The sequence below is a fragment of the Corynebacterium sp. HMSC064E10 genome (assembly GCF_001812505.1).
GTDB classification, from domain to species: Bacteria; Actinomycetota; Actinomycetes; order Mycobacteriales; family Mycobacteriaceae; genus Corynebacterium; species Corynebacterium amycolatum.
In genome coordinates this window covers 340,320-358,076 of the sequence record NZ_KV809174.1, presented here as the reverse complement: position 1 = coordinate 358,076, position 17,757 = coordinate 340,320, and the positions used below count along the sequence as shown (strand labels likewise).

12 protein-coding genes are annotated in these 17,757 nt (G+C 57.7%); 9 read left to right on the top strand and 3 right to left on the bottom strand.

The features are described from left to right. Nucleotides 1-36 precede the first annotated feature (36 nt). On the top strand, nucleotides 37-1,074 hold the full coding sequence (cobT, locus tag HMPREF2860_RS09905; RefSeq protein WP_038625882.1) for a nicotinate-nucleotide--dimethylbenzimidazole phosphoribosyltransferase: 1,038 nt from the start codon (nucleotides 37-39) through the stop codon (nucleotides 1,072-1,074). A gap of 5 nt (nucleotides 1,075-1,079) precedes the next feature. Continuing rightward, entirely contained in the window at nucleotides 1,080-1,952 is an 873-nt protein-coding gene (locus HMPREF2860_RS09900; protein ID WP_070628866.1) for an adenosylcobinamide-GDP ribazoletransferase, read from the top strand. A 579-nt stretch (nucleotides 1,953-2,531) separates the two neighbouring features. Here HMPREF2860_RS09900 and HMPREF2860_RS09895 read toward each other — a convergent pair. After that, nucleotides 2,532-4,406 (bottom strand): vWA domain-containing protein, encoded by a 1,875-nt coding sequence (locus HMPREF2860_RS09895; protein WP_070628865.1) that lies wholly within the window; start codon nucleotides 4,404-4,406, stop codon nucleotides 2,532-2,534. Nucleotides 4,407-4,895: 489 nt separating this feature from the next. Further along, entirely contained in the window at nucleotides 4,896-6,011 is a 1,116-nt protein-coding gene (locus HMPREF2860_RS09890; protein WP_038625886.1) for a branched-chain amino acid aminotransferase, read from the bottom strand. 221 nt (nucleotides 6,012-6,232) lie between these two features. Here HMPREF2860_RS09890 and HMPREF2860_RS09885 point away from each other — a divergent pair, with 221 nt between their 5' ends. The 7 genes from HMPREF2860_RS09885 (at nucleotide 6,233) to HMPREF2860_RS09855 (ending at nucleotide 16,902) form a co-directional block, all read left to right on the top strand. Beyond that, the gene (locus HMPREF2860_RS09885) at nucleotides 6,233-7,771 is read left to right on the top strand and encodes a leucyl aminopeptidase (protein WP_083309526.1); all 1,539 of its coding nucleotides are present in this window, start codon (nucleotides 6,233-6,235) and stop codon (nucleotides 7,769-7,771) included. 173 nt (nucleotides 7,772-7,944) lie between these two features. Then, nucleotides 7,945-9,948: a 2-oxoglutarate dehydrogenase, E2 component, dihydrolipoamide succinyltransferase gene (gene sucB / locus HMPREF2860_RS09880; protein WP_070628864.1), complete on the top strand. Its 2,004-nt coding sequence runs from the start codon at nucleotides 7,945-7,947 to the stop codon at nucleotides 9,946-9,948. A 565-nt stretch (nucleotides 9,949-10,513) separates the two neighbouring features. After that, the gene (locus tag HMPREF2860_RS09875; protein WP_070628863.1) at nucleotides 10,514-12,139 is read left to right on the top strand and encodes an inorganic phosphate transporter; all 1,626 of its coding nucleotides are present in this window, start codon (nucleotides 10,514-10,516) and stop codon (nucleotides 12,137-12,139) included. Between the two features lie 133 nt (nucleotides 12,140-12,272). Next, the gene (gene lipB / locus HMPREF2860_RS09870; protein WP_038625892.1) at nucleotides 12,273-13,076 is read left to right on the top strand and encodes a lipoyl(octanoyl) transferase LipB; all 804 of its coding nucleotides are present in this window, start codon (nucleotides 12,273-12,275) and stop codon (nucleotides 13,074-13,076) included. Nucleotides 13,077-13,085: 9 nt separating this feature from the next. Continuing rightward, nucleotides 13,086-14,144, top strand: coding sequence for a lipoyl synthase (lipA, locus tag HMPREF2860_RS09865; protein WP_038625894.1), 1,059 nt, complete (start codon nucleotides 13,086-13,088; stop codon nucleotides 14,142-14,144). 94 nt (nucleotides 14,145-14,238) lie between these two features. Further along, nucleotides 14,239-15,030 (top strand): DUF4191 domain-containing protein, encoded by a 792-nt coding sequence (locus HMPREF2860_RS09860; protein ID WP_070628862.1) that lies wholly within the window; start codon nucleotides 14,239-14,241, stop codon nucleotides 15,028-15,030. 252 nt (nucleotides 15,031-15,282) lie between these two features. Next, complete coding sequence (locus tag HMPREF2860_RS09855; protein ID WP_191622166.1) at nucleotides 15,283-16,902, top strand: aspartate:alanine exchanger family transporter; 1,620 nt, start codon at nucleotides 15,283-15,285, stop codon at nucleotides 16,900-16,902. Nucleotides 16,903-16,919: 17 nt separating this feature from the next. Here the strand turns inward: HMPREF2860_RS09855 and HMPREF2860_RS09850 are convergent, their stop codons facing one another. Then, entirely contained in the window at nucleotides 16,920-17,438 is a 519-nt protein-coding gene (locus tag HMPREF2860_RS09850) for an RDD family protein (protein ID WP_070628861.1), read from the bottom strand. Between the last annotated feature and the right edge of the window lie 319 nt (nucleotides 17,439-17,757).

Below are 17,757 nucleotides of genomic sequence, written 5' to 3'. Positions count from 1 at the left end.
CGGTACACAAATCGTTTTCGGGTAGCGTTTGAGAGTATGAACGCGGATTATTTTGGACCGGTAGCACGCCCTGACGAAGAGACTGAACAAGCCGCCCGCGTGCGCCATGAGCAGTTGACTAAACCCGCAGGCTCACTCGGCCGGTTGGAAGAACTCGGCATTTGGATTTCGGCGTGCCAGGGAGAATGCCCTCCGCGTGACCTAGACGATTGTCGTGTTTATGTCTTCGCTGGTGACCACGGTGTTGCCCAGGGCGGGGTGTCCGCGTACCCGTCCGAGGTGTCTATCCAGATGCTTGCCAACATCGAGGCAAAGGGCGCCGGCGTGAACGCTATCGCTGACATCGCGGGAGCCACAGTTACCGGTGTGGACATTTCCCTCGACCACGATGCCGAAGGGCCATACCGTATCCGTCGCAGCTGCGGTTCTATCGACCGCGAGGATGCGATGAGCGAGGAGGAGGTCGATAAGGCCATCCGCACGGGTATCGCGATTGCCGACGCCGCCGTTGATGAAGGCGCTGACCTGCTCATTGCCGGCGACCTGGGCATCGGAAACACCACTCCAGCCGCAGCGCTGATCGGTGCCGTGACCAACTCCGAACCAGTTGTCGTCGTCGGCCGAGGCACTGGCATTGATGACGAGGGCTGGAAGCTCAAGGTCGCTGCCGTGCGCGATGCCATGTTCCGCGTGCGTCGCCTGCGCAATGACCCGGTTGAGGTGCTCCGTCGTATTTCCTCGCCGGATATGACTGTGATGGCCGCATTCTTGGCTCAGGCAGCGGTGCGTCGCACTCCTGTGATTTTGGACGGAGTGGTTGTCACATCCGCAGCTCTGCTAGCTGACCAGCTCGCGCCGGGCGCGCGCGATTGGTGGGTCGCCGGCCACAAGTCGGCAGAGCCCGCGCACGCGCTTGCCCTTCGACACCTGGATAAGGAACCACTTCTCGAATACGGGATGCGTCTTGGCGAAGGCTCCGGCGCCGTCGCTGCCCTACCGCTGGTCAAGTCCGGCGTATCCGTCCTGCGCAACATGGCTACCTTCGCCGACGCAGGCGTAAGCACCAAGGACTAATCGACTTGTCCGACAAAGCCGGCCCGTCTCACCAGGACAACCTCGACGGTGATCCCTCCGCTCACGGCAATGCCGTCGCTGAGGCCATCACCACTGCCCTGTCCTGGCTCACTGTCCTGCCTTTCAAAGGCGCGAGCGTGTTCGACCGCATTACCGGCCGCCGCGCCATCGCTGCACTGCCAGTAGCTGGGCTCGTTCCTGCCGCGGGTGCAGTTCTCATCACGGCGGGGCTGTTCGCAACGTCGTCGTCACGCACGCCCACGCTTTACGACGTCACCCCGATCCTCGGCGGCGCCCTGATTACGGTGGCGGCACAGATGTTGACCCGCGCCATGCACCTGGATGGGCTGGCGGATGTGGCAGATGCCCTCGGCTCGTATAAACCGCCGGAGGGCGCGCGCGAGGTGCTGCGCGATCCGAGCACCGGCCCAATGGGCGTGGGCTCCATCGTGCTGACGATGTTGACGACGACGACTGCTTTTGCCGTGATTGTGGCTAGTGTGCTGTCACATTGGTCTGCTGGTCAGATGTGGCCGAGCGTGGTTGTGCTGTGCTTGCCTTTTGTGGCCTCTCGCGCGGCGGCAACGACTGCCTGCTGGCGTGGCTTTCCGCCTTTTTCGAACAGCGGCTTCGGCTCCCTGACGGCTGGTACACAGTCCACCGTGACGGTGGCCTGCTGGTGGACACTGCTGCTAGCTGTGTCGGGCGGGTTGATTGGGCTCGTGGGCGTAGCCGCTTGTGTGCTGAGCTTCGGCGTTACACTGCTGCTGACACAGCACTGCGTGAAGAGGTTTGGAGGAGTCAACGGCGACGTGTTTGGTGCGGTCATTGAGGTAACATGCGCTGTCTGTGCCGTGGTACTTGCCATAGGGTTCTAGCAGGGAAAATGCACGCATTGCCCCCGTTGGGGTTTTCTTTAAAAAGAACTATTGACGGTCACTTTGACGCGGACGTATTCTGAGGGCACACCGCCGGGAAGGCGGAGTACAGGAGGCTCGTTTCGGGGCTCGCCCAAATTATTTTGCGCCGACCGTTTGCCGGGGCGCCAAGAACGAGCACACCTTCTAGCCTCCCAGCTAATTAAAAAAAGCGCGTCCCGTCGCAGCAATGCACGGGATGCGCTTTTCTATGTTGGGGTAATACTCCCAGGTTTGGGTTCTGTGGGGTTTGGGTTCTGCGGGGGGGCTAGTGACTGCGGTTATGTTAGCGACGGCGGACCGATGCGAGTTACTGACTGCGTTTATGGCGAAAATGGTCCGAAAAATGGCCTGAAAGTGTCATAAACTCGCACAGCTTCACATCTGCAGCCCATCGTTCTTGGCCTGTAAGTATCATTCTTGGCCTGTCAGTTTTGGGGTTAAGCAGAAAAAGTGTGCCCACCCGGCGATATGCCGAGCGGACACATTCTTGCGGGTTAGCCCCTCCTGCTCAGGAGCTTCCTGAGCTTACGGTTTGTCTTACTCCTTGCGCTTCTTGTTCTGGTAGACGATTGCGCCTGCGATGCCGATAAACACGGCGACCACTGCCACAATGGTGCCAATGACCAGCGGGCTCATACCCTCGTCCTCCATGTCCGACGAGGATGCGGATGCCTGAGAATCCGTATCCGGGGAGTCAGATTCCTTCGACGCATCTTCCGAAGATTCCTTAGACGAATCCTTTTCCGACTCTCCCTTGGCCAGAATCGGCTTATCGGATGAAGTCGGGCCGTTCTTGTCGGTCGGTCGCCAGTCAGGCCCCTTAGTTGGCTTGTTGTCCAGGAGGAATGCGAGCTGGAACGGCTGATCGATACCACTGACCTCTTCATCCGGGCGATAGTTAGCCATTCGGACAGTCGCGTAGTAATAGCCGGCGTTGGCTATAGATTGTCCGCCAACATTGGTACTTCGGTTGTTGTATTCGACCGGACGATCTGTTGACAAATTCAGGTCCTCGGAATCCTGATAAAAGTGCATTGTTCCATCCGCCACGGAAACCTCGAATGGATTCAACAGAGCAACTCCCATGGAATCGGCATTATCGCGCTCCGAATTTCCAGTACGGGCAGCAATCACTGGTCGCTGACCCCACTCGACGGGGATCTTGTAGAACTTCTGCTCACCGGGAACGATTGTGTCGGAGATAGTGTCCCCAGACTTGACTTCCGGGGCTTGAGCTGCGTTATTGCCACCGCTTACAGGCTTGGCTTCCCCAAAAGTGGCCTTCTTGTAGGCTTTGTCGCCAGAGGAAGACCGCCCTTCATTTAGCTTGTCAGCATCCTGCTTCTTCAGCACTGGCTCAAACTGAACGCTAACCTCGACCTTCACGGGTTCATCACGATAATCTGCTACTGATTCACTGTCATAGACCCACACGTTGTTTGCGACGAGCCACTTGGTTTGATCACAACTGGATTCTATGCGGTCGCTATCCCATTCAAGAATGCTTGCATCAGCCGAAGTTGGAGTCCACGAATCGGCACTAGCTTCGGCGCCTGTCAGCGACCCCATGCGACCGTCGTCCTGGCATTTTCCGCCGGTTTCATTGATGATTTCGTCAACTTCAGTTCGGACATTCTGCTGCCCCTTACCCTCAGCATCGATATTCGCCAACACCTTTGAGGTAACAATCGCGTTGTGCCCCTTCGGCACTGCGATTCGGTAGTAGAGCGGGGTGCGATCGTGCTGGGCGACCTCTGGCACCAGCGTCGTTTGGTACTTGCCCTCGCCGAGCCACTTCGCGCCTTCTTTAGTCTCGGAGAACTCGAACGGAGTGCCCGTGGTTTCGTAGCCCTGCACTGACCGCTGAGCCAAGAACTTCATGTGGTCTGCCAGCTGGGTGGCATCATCAGCAGTCATGCTTTGACCGCCAGTTGCCTGCGCAACACACTCAAGCTCAGCGCGAGCTTCTTCATCAACCTTGAAGCCCACGGTGTGAATGGTCAGGCCAACGCCCTGCCCCGCCAGTTCTTTCGCAACCTCACACACCGGTGGCGGTGCGCAGGTGTCAATTCCATCGGAAACCAAGATGATTGATCGCTCACCGTCTGAACCAAGCTCATCAGCCGCCTTACGCAGTGCATTGCCAATCGGCGTGTAGCCCTGAGCTTTCAACCCGGCAATCCTGCTCTTCAGGCCTTCTTTGTCGACCTTTTGAACCGGCGACAGCACCTCGATGTCCTGGCAACCTCGCTCGCGGTTGGATTCATCGCTGGATTCGCGCTGGCCATAAACCAGCATGCCAAGTAGCGCATCATCCGGGAGGGAGTCAATCAGCTCCGTGGATGCGCGCTTTGCCGCATCGAGGCGGGTGCCTCCGGCATCGTCGGCAAGCATCGAGCCTGACAGATCCATGATTAGCTCTGCTTTTGCTTCGCCCGTGCCCCCTTCGCCCGTAGGAGCGGGCTGTTCCACCCCGGACGGTGGCGGCGTATCTTGAGCTGCCGCCACAGGAGCCGGGATTGCGCTAAACCCGATCGTCCACGCCGCCAACAACAGCGTGACGACGATGGCTACCCTTAGGCGCTTTGAACTACTTGACGAAAAACTATCTTTAAAAAAGTCTTGAACTACCACCATCACAGCACCTCAAACTGTTTTCCCAACTACAAAAACCAATCGTGTTGGTAGTTTTTCACAGTGACCCCGGTCACGCTAGAGGTATTTTTAATGGCTAAACAAATGCCCTCTGAACAATTCATGAACCATGAGAAAACCGCACAGCTGTTGGGGAACCAGCGAAGCAAAAACGCAGCCCCTGACCAGCAAATACTAATCAGGGGCTGCGAAAGTACTAATTCTCGTAACAACTATTAAATTATCTTTTCCGACTTACGCCGAAACTTAAGCCTCAACGAGCTTGTGAATCCAACCGTGGGTGTCCTCAACCTCACCGTGCTGAATACCAGTCAGACGCTCGCGCAGCTTCATAGTCCACTCACCAGTGTTGCCGTTATTAATCTCAAACTCACCCTCAGCGGACTTCACAAAACCGACCGGGGTGATGACGGCAGCGGTACCACAGGCGAATGCCTCGCTCATGACACCGGAAGTGGCATCATTCTTCCACTCCTCGGTGGAAATGCGACGCTCCTCGACATTCATGCCCAGATCCTGAGCAGCCTGCAGCAACGATGCCCGGGTAATGCCCGGCAGTAGCGAACCGGACAGCTCTGGAGTCACCAGGCGAACACCAGCGTCAGCGGTCTTATCCGGGTAGATGAACGCCAGGTTCATGCCGCCCATCTCCTCGATGTACCTACGCTCGACAGCATCCAGCCACACAACCTGGTCGCAGCCCTTTTCCTCTGCCTGCTGCTGAGCCGCCAGCGAAGCTGCGTAGTTACCTGCGAACTTCGCAGCACCGGTGCCTCCCGGCGCGGCACGCACGTACTCGTGGGAGATCCACACGGTCACCGGGTTAATACCACCGGAGAAGTACGCGCCAGCAGGTGAAGCGATGAGCAGGAAGGTGTAAGAGTTCGACGGGTGCACACCCAGGGTGCTCTCAGTGGAGAACATGATTGGACGCAGGTACAGGGATTCTTCGCCACCAGCTGGCGGCACCCATGCCGCATCGGCCTCAACCAGCAGACGGATTGCCTCGAGAAAGGTCTCCTCCGGCAGCTGCGGCATCGCAATGCGGTCAGCGGAGCGCTGGAAACGACGAGCGTTCTGCTCCGGGCGGAAAGTAACAATGGAACCATCCGGCATGCGATACGCCTTCAGCCCCTCAAAAATCGACTGCCCGTAATGCAGGACCGAAGAAGACGGCTGCATTTCAATCGAACCATATGCCTGCAGCTTGGCGTCGTGCCAGCCCTTGTCTGCAGTCCAGTCAATTCGGACCATGTGGTCGGTGAAGTGCTTACCAAAACCGGGGTTGGCCAGAATCTCCTCGCGCTCGACATCAGAGAGTGGATTCGGGTTACGTTCGATTGCAAATTCCAAAGCAGACATGTCTTTCATCCTAAACCGTCGAGGATCGAGTCGTATCAATACTCGCCCCGAAAGACCGTGTTAGTCAGGCTAATGTCAGCGTCGCGGGCACTAGGCGCGGGTACATTCCAATAGTCGTGGCGCTGTCTCGTCGGTCCGCTGTCCAGGGGTGAAGGACACGAACCGGCAAATAGGGATACGGTGGTGTACCACATAGTACGACTACAAGGAGATGCAACTACATGCCAGTCCCCGCTAACAATGATTCGACGCAGTTCGGCGCCTCTCGCAACGCCGCAATTTTGTCCAATTACCTGCCGGCTATCGGCACTCGCGTGGTCATCGCTGCCGACAAGTCTCTGCCCGCGGACGCCGACGCGGTTCTCGTCGCGCTTATCGACGGCGAGGATGGCGTCGAGCTGGTCGCACCCGAGGCCATCGGTTCGGTTGCAGAGCAGCTGCTCGCCTCCTTTGAGGCAGTCTCCGCCAGTGCTAAGGCCGAGTCCGTGACCACCATTCCGGCCCCCGCTGGCCTGGATGTCGACAGTGTCACGGGCGTTGGCGTGGGTTCTGAGGACCTGGATGCAGAGGATATCCGCCGTGCCTGCGGTGCCGCTGCCCGCCGTATGTCCAAGGCCAAGGTGGTCTTTAACACTCTCGGCGCCATCGATCCGCAGGCTGCAGCCGAGGGCTTTGCACTGGGCGCTTACGCTTACTCCGGCCAGAAGAGCGCCGAAGAAAGCAACGAGGACACCCAGAAGGTGGTCGTGTTGGGCGCTGATGACGACGTCGTAAAGCGCGTTGCGGCGATTGTGGATGCCGTTGCCACCGCGCGTGACTTCGTCAATACAGCATCGTCGCACCTCTACCCCGAGACGTTTGCTGACGCTGCTGCAGCGCTGGGCCGTGACGCAGAGCTCGAGGTCGAGGTGCTTGACGACGACGCTCTGCGCGCCGGCGGTTTCGGAGGCCTCAATGCCGTGGGTGGCGGATCCTCGCGCGGGCCGCGCCTGGTGCGTCTGGTCTGGAAGGGCGATGAGTCGGCAGAGAAATCGCTGGGGCTGGTCGGTAAGGGCATCACCTTTGATACCGGCGGTATTTCGCTGAAGCCGGGCGCCAGCATGGAGAACATGATTTCCGATATGGGCGGCGCTGCGGCAGTTATTGCCACAGTCGTCCTGGCTGCCCGTTTGGGTGTTTCCACCCCGGTGACCGCAACCGTTCCGATGGCAGAGAACATGCCGGGCGGTAAGGCGTACCGTCCGGGCGATGTCATTACGCAGTACGGCGGTAAGACCATTGAGATTCTGAACACCGACGCAGAGGGCCGTCTCGTACTCGCGGACGCCATTGTCCGCGCCTGCGAAGACAAGCCGACTCACCTGATTGACACCGCCACCCTGACCGGTGCGCAGCTGGTCGCTCTTGGCGAGCGCACCCCGGGTGTCCTGGGTAATGACGAGTTCCGTGACCGTGTTGCAGAGCTGTCTCAGAGCATTGGTGAAAATGGTTGGGCAATGCCGATTCCAGTTGAGCTAGCAGAGGCCTTGAATTCTCCGGTCGCTGACCTGCGGAATGTCACGAACTCTCGCTTTGGCGGTATGAGCGTTGCAGCTGCATACCTGCGCGAATTCGTTGGTGAGGATGTTGAATGGGTTCACATCGACGTTGCCGGTCCGGCCTTCAACACCACCGGGGAGTATGGTTATACCCCGAAGCGGGGCACTGGCGTTCCGGTTCGGACGATGTTCTCTGTGATTGAGGATTTGGCAACGAAGTAGCCGGTCATCCGACTGCGCCCCACCCGGCTGGAATCCTGGCTGAAATGAGCTATTCCACGCACCAGTCGAAAGCGGGCGCAGCCCACGGGGCAAGCAGAGTTTTCAACCTGTAAGCTAATTTGTAATAACCGTCTTAAAACGAGATTTCTTAACTTTTCGAGGAGTGCACAAACATGGCGACCTCTATTGAGATGCCGGAGCTCGGTGAATCAGTTACCGAAGGCACCATTACCACCTGGCTGAAGAAGGTCGGCGACACCGTCGAGGTCGACGAGCCGTTGCTCGAGGTTTCCACCGACAAGGTCGACACCGAAATTCCATCTCCGGTCGCCGGTGTTCTCACCGAGATTCTCTTTGAAGAAGACGACACCGTCGATGTTGGCGAGGTCATCGCAAAGGTCGGCGAGCCGGGCGAAGAGCCGGAAGGCGCTGACGATTCCGCAGAGGAGACTGAGGAAGAGGCTCCGAAGGAAGAAGCTGAAGAGCCAGATAAGGAAGCACCGAAGGCCGCTTCCGGTCCCGCTACTGACGTTGAGATGCCGGAGCTCGGCGAATCCGTCACCGAAGGCACCATCACCACCTGGCTGAAGAAGGTCGGCGACACCGTCGAGGTCGACGAGCCGTTGCTCGAGGTTTCCACCGACAAGGTCGACACCGAAATTCCGTCCCCGGTCGCAGGCACCCTGCTCGAGGTCCTCTACGACGAAGACGACACCGTTGACGTCGGCGAGGTCATCGCTCGCGTTGGCGATGCAGACGCTGCTCCGGCCGCCAACGAATCGGCTGAGGAAGAGGCCGAAGAGACATCTGCTGCAGTCGAGAAGGACGAGGAGCCAGTAAAGGCCAACGAGGAGACTGAGGAGAATTCCACTGACGTTGACGCTGGCGACGCCACCGACGTTGAGATGCCGGAGCTCGGCGAATCCGTCACCGAAGGCACCATCACCACCTGGCTGAAGAAGGTCGGCGACACCGTCGAGGTCGACGAGCCGTTGCTCGAGGTTTCCACCGACAAGGTCGACACCGAAATTCCGTCCCCGGTCGCAGGCACCCTGCTCGAGGTCCTCTACGACGAAGACGACACCGTTGACGTCGGCGAGGTCATCGCTCGCGTTGGCAGTGGCCAGCCAAAGAAGGCCGCACCGAAGAAGGAAGCTCCAAAGGCAGAGTCCAAGCCGGAGCCAAAGAAGGAAGAGCCGAAGAAGGAGGCTCCAAAGGCTGAGGCTCCGAAGGCTGAATCCAAGCCTTCCGCCAACAAGGACGTTCCTTACGTCACCCCGCTTGTTCGCAAGCTGGCTGACAAGCACGGCGTTGACCTGACTAAGGTCCAGGGCTCTGGGATTGGCGGCCGCATTCGTAAGCAGGATGTTCTGCGCGCTGCCGAGGGAGGCCAGGAGACTGCTGCTGAGTCCGGCTCCAACTGGTCCACCAAGGGCGTTCGCCCTGAGCTCGCTGAGCTGCGCGGCACCACCCAGCGTGTCAACCGCATCCGCGAGATTACCGCTGCCAAGACCCTCGAGTCTCTGCAGACTTCCGCACAGCTGACCCAGGTCCACGAGGCAGATATGACTGCCATCTGGGATCTGCGCGCTACTAAGAAGGCTGAGTTCGAGAAGAAGCACGGCGCGAAGCTGACCTTCCTGCCATTCTTTGCAAAGGCAATCGTTGAGGCTCTGGTCAGCCACCCGAACGTCAACGCTTCCTGGAACGAAGAGACCAAGGAGATTACCTACCACGAGCAGGTCAACCTGGGTATCGCTGTCGATACCGAACGTGGTTTGCTCTCCCCGGTCATCCACGACGCTCAGGATATGTCCCTGCCGGAGCTGGCTGCTGCTATCGCGGACATCGCAGACCGCGCTCGCAATAACAAGCTGACCCCGAAGGACCTGTCCGGCGGCACCTTCACCATTACCAACATTGGCTCCGAGGGCGCCTTGACCGACACCCCGATTCTGGTTCCGCCACAGGCTGCAATGGTCGGCACCGGCGCGATTAAGAAGCGCGCAGTAGTCGTCACCGAGAATGAGGCAGATGCCATTGGCATTCGTGCCATGGTCTTCCTGCCAATTACCTACGATCACCGCCTCATCGACGGCGCTGATGCAGGTCGCTTCATGACGACCGTTGTTGACCGCCTCGAGGTTGCTAACTTCGAATCGGATCTGCAGCTCTAAGCAGCCTACTCCCCTCCTGGGGTGGTAGCGCCGCGGAAATATCTAGCTGGCTTGCTAGCAGGAGGTTCCACCTCTTCCCTGCCCGCGTTAGTCGCACTTTGCGACTGACGCGGGTATTTCTTTTTCCGCATTCGTTCCGCAGTTGAACCTAATCAGCGATTCCTTCAAATGCGCAGCCACCCTCTTCTTGGCTAGTACTCAGATTTCGCGTAGCCACACATAGCTAACTCCATCGGCACAAAGAATTTACGCGCTGTTATTGCGCCATTAAGCCATTAGCGAACAACGGGAGGGTCTAGCCGAAAGCAAAGCCGCAAGTAGCAAATGTGCATACTTCTTGTACTGCCGAAATGCGAAAACGCCACACACCCACGCACTCAGTTTCGGCTATCGCTTCCAGCTACGCCAACGAGAGCCATAGATAGCGATAATTAAATTCATTATTTGTTAACCTAGTCGTCATCTAGTTAGCAATTAGCCTTTACCAATCTAAGAAATCATTAGACAGCAGGCTTCTTTGGCGTGCCTATTTTTGCTCTCTGTACGTAACTTAGAAAGGTGGAGCATGTCCTCGGCTCCAGCGAATACTAGTTCGTCGACCGGGACCACATCGTCTGAGCAATCGAGCTCCTCAGATAAGTGGTGGCATCTCTTCTTCGGCGGGCTTCTCGCAATCAACATCGTAATTTTTGCCTTCTGGGCTTATGACTTCGTCGGCCCGCAGGCAAATACGGCAATTCTTCTGATTACCATCGCGTTCGCCGTCTTCATGGCATTCAATATCGGCGGTAACGACGTTGCTAACTCCTTCGGTACTTCAGTCGGTGCCGGCACCCTGAGCATGAAGCAGGCGCTAGTTGTCGCTTCAGTCTTTGAGGTTTCGGGCGCCGTCCTCGCAGGTGGCGAGGTTACTGACACCGTCCGTTCCGGCATTGTGGACCTGAATGCGATCCACGGTTTGGACCCGATGGAGTTCGCCTTCATCATGATGTCCGCGCTTCTTGGCGCGGCAGTGTGGCTCCTCGTTGCCACCCGCATGGGTTGGCCAGTTTCCACTACCCACTCCATCGTCGGCGGTATCGTTGGTGCCGCACTGACGGTCGGTTTCATCACCGGCAAGGGTGGCTGGAGCATGGTCCAGTGGGATCAGATCGGCCAGATTGCAATTTCCTGGGTTCTCTCCCCGCTCCTTGGTGGTATGGTCGCGTTTCTCCTGTTCGGCGGCATTAAGAAGTCGATTCTCGTCTATAACGACAAGGCTTCTCAGCAGCTGCAGGCCATCCACCAGGAAAAGGCCGATCTTAAGGCTCAGCACCGTGAAGAGTTCGAAAAGCTGCCTGAGCACGAGCAGATCTCTTACACCAACGCGATGCTTCGCGACGCGACGACGATGCGCGACGCCGACTGGGAGCGGAATGACCTGGAGTCTGACTACTTCCGCCAGCTCGTTGACATCGAGTCCAAGGTTGATGACGTCCGCGCTCACCGCGCGCTAGAAGCCTGGGTTCCAGGCCTGGCCGCATTGGGCTCCGTCGTCATCTCCGCGATGATGCTGTTCAAGGGGCTCAAGAACCTGCACCTGGGCCTGTCCGGCCTGGACAATTTCCTGATTATGGGCATGATTGCCACCGCCGTGTGGCTCGCCGTTTACATCTTCGCCCGCACTTTGAAGCGCCAGGACCTCGACCGCTCGACCTTCCTGCTGTTCAGCTGGATGCAGGTCTTCACCGCTTCTGCGTTCGCTTTCTCCCACGGTTCGAACGACATCGCTAACGCACTTGGCCCGTTCGTGGCAATTCTGGATGTTCTCCGTACCAACGAAATTTCTTCTGAGTCTGGTGTTCCGCTGGCAGTCATGGCCACAATGGGTGTCGCTTTGATTTCCGGTCTGTGGTTCATCGGTCGCTACGTTATTCAGACTGTCGGTTCCGGCTTGACTAAGATGCACCCGGCGTCGGGCTTCGCCGCAGAGCTCTCTGCTGCTGTGGTCGTTATGATCGCTTCCCTGTTGGGTCTGCCGGTTTCTTCCACCCACATTCTGATTGGTGCTGTTCTCGGTGTCGGTATCGTTAACCGCGCCGCTAACTGGAACCTGATGAAGCCGATTGGTCTGGCCTGGGTTATCACTCTGCCGGCTGCTGCAGCTATCTCGGCAATTACCGTTTCCATCCTGCGCGTCGTCTTCGGCTAAACCCAACAAGAGCACGCCACTTTCGCCCCGGCGGTCACTTTCTAGTGACCACCGGGGTATTTTTGTGGCTGGTGCTATCCAAGTAACAAGAAAACTAAGGCCCACAGAAATTCGGCGTATCCTATAGGCCACCATGACTGCCCCAAGAAAACCTTTTACTCGCGCAGATAAATCCATTCGAGACTCTAGCTCCGACATCGAGATTCAGCACCTGGGTCTTGTCGACTACGAAGAGACCTGGCACCTACAGGCAGACCTTGCTGCCAAGCGTGCGAAAGACCTGATTCCAGATCAGATTCTCGTGCTCGAGCACCCGAGTCTTTACACAGCAGGAAAGCGCACCCAGCCCGAGGACCGCCCTACCAATGGGTTGTCGGTCGTCGATGTCGACCGCGGGGGCCGCATCACCTGGCACGGCCCGGGCCAGCTTGTGATGTATCCCATCATCAAGCTCGCTCAGCCGGTCGATGTGGTGGACTACGTCCGCAGACTGGAAGAAGCCCTCATTCAAACCGTTCGCCGGGCTGGCATCGCAGCTGCTGGCCGCATCGATGGCCGCTCGGGGGTATGGATTCCCGCATCAAACGGAATTAGCGACCGAAAGATTGCGGCACTGGGAATCCGCGTGACTCATGATGTGACCATGCACGGACTGAGTCTGAACTGCGACAACTCTATGGAGTTCTACAACTACATCATCCCGTGTGGCATCTCCGATGCTGGAGTGACCACCCTATCCCGGGAGCTTGACCGAGATGTTAGCGTGTCAGAGATGACAGAGTCGCTTCTGGCGGATTTACAAGATGCTTTGGAAGGCCGTCTGACCGTTGCCGACCATTCCTTTGGCTCCGCGCCCGACCCCACGAAGGGCCTGCCACACCGGGTGAAGCACAACTCCACTACCGGCATATTCGAGTACTCATCAACAAACAAGTAGGGTGAAACTGTGACTGTTAAGCCAGAAGGACGTAAGTTACTGCGCGTCGAGGCACGAAATGCCGAGACCCCTATCGAAAACAAGCCACGGTGGATCCGCAACCAGGTTCGCCCGGGCCCCAGCTATAAAGACATGAAGAGCCGTGTCTCGGGCGCCTCCCTGCACACAGTTTGTCAGGAGGCTGGCTGCCCAAACATTCACGAATGCTGGGAAGACCGCGAGGCCACCTTCCTTATCGGCGGCGACAAGTGCACCCGCCGCTGCGACTTCTGCCAGATTAACTCTGCCAAGCCGGATCCCTTGGACAAGGACGAGCCGCGCCGTGTCGCCGAGTCCGTCCGCGAGATGGATCTTCGCTACGCGACCATCACCGGTGTCGCCCGCGACGACCTGCCCGACGGCGCATCCTGGCTCTACGCAGAGACATGCCGACAGATTCACGAGCTCAACCCGAATACGGGGGTCGAGCTCCTGGTCGACGATTTCCGTGGCGACGAATCCGCCGCACAGCAGGTCTTCGATGCCAAGCCCGAGGTTTTCGCCCACAACTTGGAGACGGTGCCGCGCATCTTCAAGCGCATCCGTCCAGCATTCCGCTACGAGCGCTCCTTGGAACTCATCACTCGTGCTCGCGAAGCTGGGCTGGTTACCAAGTCCAACCTCATCCTGGGCATGGGCGAAACCTACGACGAAATCATCTCCGCTATGGAAGATTTGCACGGAGCCGGCTGCGACATCCTGACAATTACGCAGTACCTCCGGCCCACCCCGCTGCACCACCCAATTGACCGTTGGGTCAAGCCGGAAGAGTTCGTCAAACTCTCCAAGGCTGCCGAAGAGATGGGCTTCGCTGGCGTCATGTCAGGACCGCTAGTCCGTTCCTCTTACCGCGCTGGACGGCTCTACGCCCGCGCGCTGGCGCACCGCGGTCAGGAGCTGCCTGAGCATCTCTCCGCGCTTGCCGACGACGGCGGCAGCGACCTCGCCCTGCAGGAGGCCTCAACCCTACTCGACCGCTATGGTGCATCGGAGGATACGCCAGTCACTTCGGCTATTCCGGCTTCCTAGAGGCCTGACGGCCTCAGCGCCGTCGTAAAGCGAAACGGCGCTACGGCGCGGTCTATTGCCTAAAACTACATCGCATGCCCTAAAGTTGGTGATTATGGCGACCAATGATGCGAAAGAAATGAAGAAGGCGAACCGCGCCGCCAAGCGCGCTCAGCGTAAGCAGACCCGTAGCCAGATGTGGCAAGCGTTTAAGCTGCAGCGCTCGCGGGACAACAAGCTCGTGCCGTACATGGCACTGGGCTTCTTCGGTCCGATTATCCTTCTGTTATTGCTTGGCCTGCTCATTGGTGGAGTCTGGCCCTGGGTTCTGACGATTATTGGTATTTCGATCGGCTTTATGGTCGCGATGTACATCTTCTCCAAGCGTCTTGAGGCTTCCTTCTACACAGAGGCAGAAGGCCAGGCCGGTGCTGCGGCGTGGACGCTGGACAATATGCGTCAGGGCGTTGGCTATGTCTGGCACGTCAAGACCGGTGTTGTCGCTAATCAGCACATGGATGCTGTTCACCGTGTTATTGGTAACGCCGGTGTTGTGCTGGTCGGTGAAGGTGACCCGAACCGCGTCAAGCAGATGATTGCTCGTGAGAAGAAGTCGCTGGCACGCATTGCGGGCGAAGCTCCGATTTACGACATGATTGCTGGCAGCGACGAGGGGCAGGTCCCGCCAAAGAAGCTGCAGCGCGAACTCATGCGTCTGCCGCGCAACCTGAATAAGGATCAGGCCAATGCTTTGAATGAGCGCATCCAGTCGATGGACCGCATTCGCGATGCGCGCGCGAACATGCCCAAGGGGCCGATGCCGAAGGGAGCTAACCCACAGGCCGGTATGAACCGTCGTGCGCGCCGTGCGGCAAACCGCGGCAAGAAGCACCAGAGGCTTAGCTAGGTTTCACCAGAGCCAGTTGCTCGGGCAACCCGACGAGGGACAACCTAGGTTGAAGCAGAAAAAAGGGGCTTTCGGGCCCCTTTTTTCTGCTCTAAAGCTTTAAAACGAAGTCCAAAACCACGACTTCAAACACAGTTATTGATGTCTTGTTGAAGTGATTACTCTCACTTATCACGCCGTCAGCAAAGGTTATATCCTTGCTGAAAACAATGCTTAATGAAGATTACTGCTAGTTGTGCCACCATGGGATATGTGCAACTCTTGGCTGAAAATGAACTCTTAGCGCTTCTAGTGATTTTGTTTCTTGGCCTGGCAATTGGCCAGATCAAGATCTTCGGCTTCAAGCTTGGCGTGGCTGCCGTCCTCTTCGTCGGCCTTATCCTCGCGACCATTGAGCCGGAAATTCAAATCTCCCCGCTGATTTACATCGTGGGCCTGGCATTATTCGTCTACACCATCGGGTTGGAGGCGGGCCCCGAATTCTTCAGCTCGTTACGCTCACGCGGTATCAAGCACAACTTATTCGGCATTGGTGTGCTCGCAGTTGTCACTATCGAGTCTTTCTTGCTAATCAAGTTTTTGCCTATCGACCCGGTGGAGGGCGCAGGTGCCTTCACAGGCGCCCTGACCAACACCCCGGCTATGGCAGCAATCGTCGATGCTCTTCCTAGCCTCATTTCGGATAAGGGCGAGCTGGCCGCTGCCCACGATATGCCGGTGATTGGTTACTCCCTGGCCTACCCAATCGGCGTGCTGGCAGTGATTGCCTCAATCGGTATTATGTCGAAGGTCTTCCGCGTCGATCACGACCAGGAAGCTATTGACGCAGGTGTCGCCGCGCTTCCGCTGCATACTCGGGACATCAAGGTCCTCAAGGACGACCTGCCGTCCATCACTGACCTTCCGTCGAAGTTCGGTTTGGACATCACGGTTTCACGCATCGAGTATAAGGGCCACCTCTACATTCCATCTCCGGGTGACACTGTCTCCGTCGGCGATATTATTTCCGTCGTCGGTACAGAGGAAGAAATTGCTCGTGCCGCCGAGTACATTGGCGAGCTTATGCCAGGTGATCCGACACACGACGGTCGCCTGGACTTCCGTCGCATCTTCGTCTCCGCATCTGACGTGGTGGGCGTACCCATTGCGGAGCTTCAGACTCGTATGGATGGCATGATTATTACGCGTATTCGCCGCGGCGACCACGACATCGTCGCGGAACCAAACATGCGCCTCGAGCTTGGCGACCGCGTCCGCGTGGTTGCACCACCAGAGAAAATCAAGGACGCAACAAAGTTCTTCGGCGACTCTTACAAGAAGCTTTCCGACGTCAACCTCTTGCCTCTCACCCTTGGGCTTACGCTGGGTGTATTGGTCGGTCTCATCAAGATTCCGCTTCCGGGCGGCAGCTCGCTAGCCCTGGGATCCGCTGGTGGTCCACTGGTTGTGGCGCTGATTCTGGGTGCTGTTGGTCGCACTGGCCCGTTGGTTTGGCCTATCCCCTACTCGGCCAACCTGGCGTTCCGCACCATGGGTCTGGCACTGTTCCTGGCTGGTATCGGCACTACTGCTGGTAAGGGATTCCAGGCTGCGTTGTCTGACCCGGCATCACTGACAGTTCTGGGCCTTGCCGCCATCATCGCCTTTAGCTCCGCACTGTTGACCCTCATTGTCGGTCACCGCGTGCTGAAGATTCCGTTCGGTCAAACTGCGGGTATCCTCTCGGGCTTGCAGACTCACCCGGCAGTGCTCTCATACGTCAACGACCAGGCCAAGAACGAGTTGCCGGCAATGGGATACACAACGGTGTATCCGATGGCCATGATCATGAAGATCATTCTCGCCCAAGTCCTGGTCGTGTTGGTGCTATAGCGCTAACCCAAACAGCGCTACCCCAAAATAACTGCCGTGCCAGTGGCGCGGTCGTGCATGCCGCGCATATCCGAGTCGGTGATTGCTGGCGGCAGTAAGAAAAGAGTAAGCAAGCTGCGGAAGAAGGCACGAACAAAGCCGACTCGCGCGCCGGGCTTGTCCACGCGAGCGACGCCCATCTTCATCATCCACTGCCCCGGAGTGCGGGCGAACAGCCAAACCGACACCGTGCCAATAATGAGGAAGACAACTGGCGTATAGGTCGCAAGGAATGACTGCCAGGCGATAAACGAATCTCCGAACTGGTCAATTTGCTCCTCGCTCGGGCCGAAGAACATCGAAAAAGCGCCGGCAATCATCAGGGAAATGATCCAGTCAATGAGAATGCCGCCGACGCGACGCATCAGCGTCGCTTGCGAGCCTGGGCCATCGGGGGCAAGACCCAACGCCTGGCCGGGATAGTCCGAGAGTTTGTCCGGATTATCGAACTCTCCCGGAATCTGAGGGCCATCTAGCCAACTGTGCTTTTCTTCCATGGATTCATAGTCTAATGCAGTAATCCGGCTATCAAATCACGGGCTGGGACAGCCACTCAGCCTACGCGGGGGTAATCCGGGGGCGATGTTGCGTCGCCTTTTCCATTTTCTTATCAGCATGGGAGCTAAAGGCTCGTCGTAAAGCATGTGTGACGCGAATGCGCAGGGTATTGCCGAGTTTCCACAAACAGATAACCCGCTCCCTATTTGCGTAACCCATTCCGTATTGGTGAATTCCTCACGCGCCATGTCAGAAATTCGTGGTTCTAATTCCAGAATGAATGCGTGGTTCGTTAAGCTTAAAGGCGTCAACCGGCCA

Coding starts and splice junctions, on each gene's coding strand:
- cobT (WP_038625882.1), top strand. CDS start 37: ATGAACGCGGATTATTTTGGACCGGTAGCACGCCCTGACGAAGAGACT.
- HMPREF2860_RS09895 (WP_070628865.1), bottom strand. CDS start 4,406: ATGGATCTGTCAGGCTCGATGCTTGCCGACGATGCCGGAGGCACCCGC.
- HMPREF2860_RS09890 (WP_038625886.1), bottom strand. CDS start 6,011: ATGTCTGCTTTGGAATTTGCAATCGAACGTAACCCGAATCCACTCTCT.
- HMPREF2860_RS09885 (WP_083309526.1), top strand. CDS start 6,233: ATGCCAGTCCCCGCTAACAATGATTCGACGCAGTTCGGCGCCTCTCGC.
- sucB (WP_070628864.1), top strand. CDS start 7,945: ATGGCGACCTCTATTGAGATGCCGGAGCTCGGTGAATCAGTTACCGAA.
- HMPREF2860_RS09875 (WP_070628863.1), top strand. CDS start 10,514: ATGTCCTCGGCTCCAGCGAATACTAGTTCGTCGACCGGGACCACATCG.
- lipB (WP_038625892.1), top strand. CDS start 12,273: ATGACTGCCCCAAGAAAACCTTTTACTCGCGCAGATAAATCCATTCGA.
- HMPREF2860_RS09860 (WP_070628862.1), top strand. CDS start 14,239: ATGGCGACCAATGATGCGAAAGAAATGAAGAAGGCGAACCGCGCCGCC.
- HMPREF2860_RS09850 (WP_070628861.1), bottom strand. CDS start 17,438: ATGGAAGAAAAGCACAGTTGGCTAGATGGCCCTCAGATTCCGGGAGAG.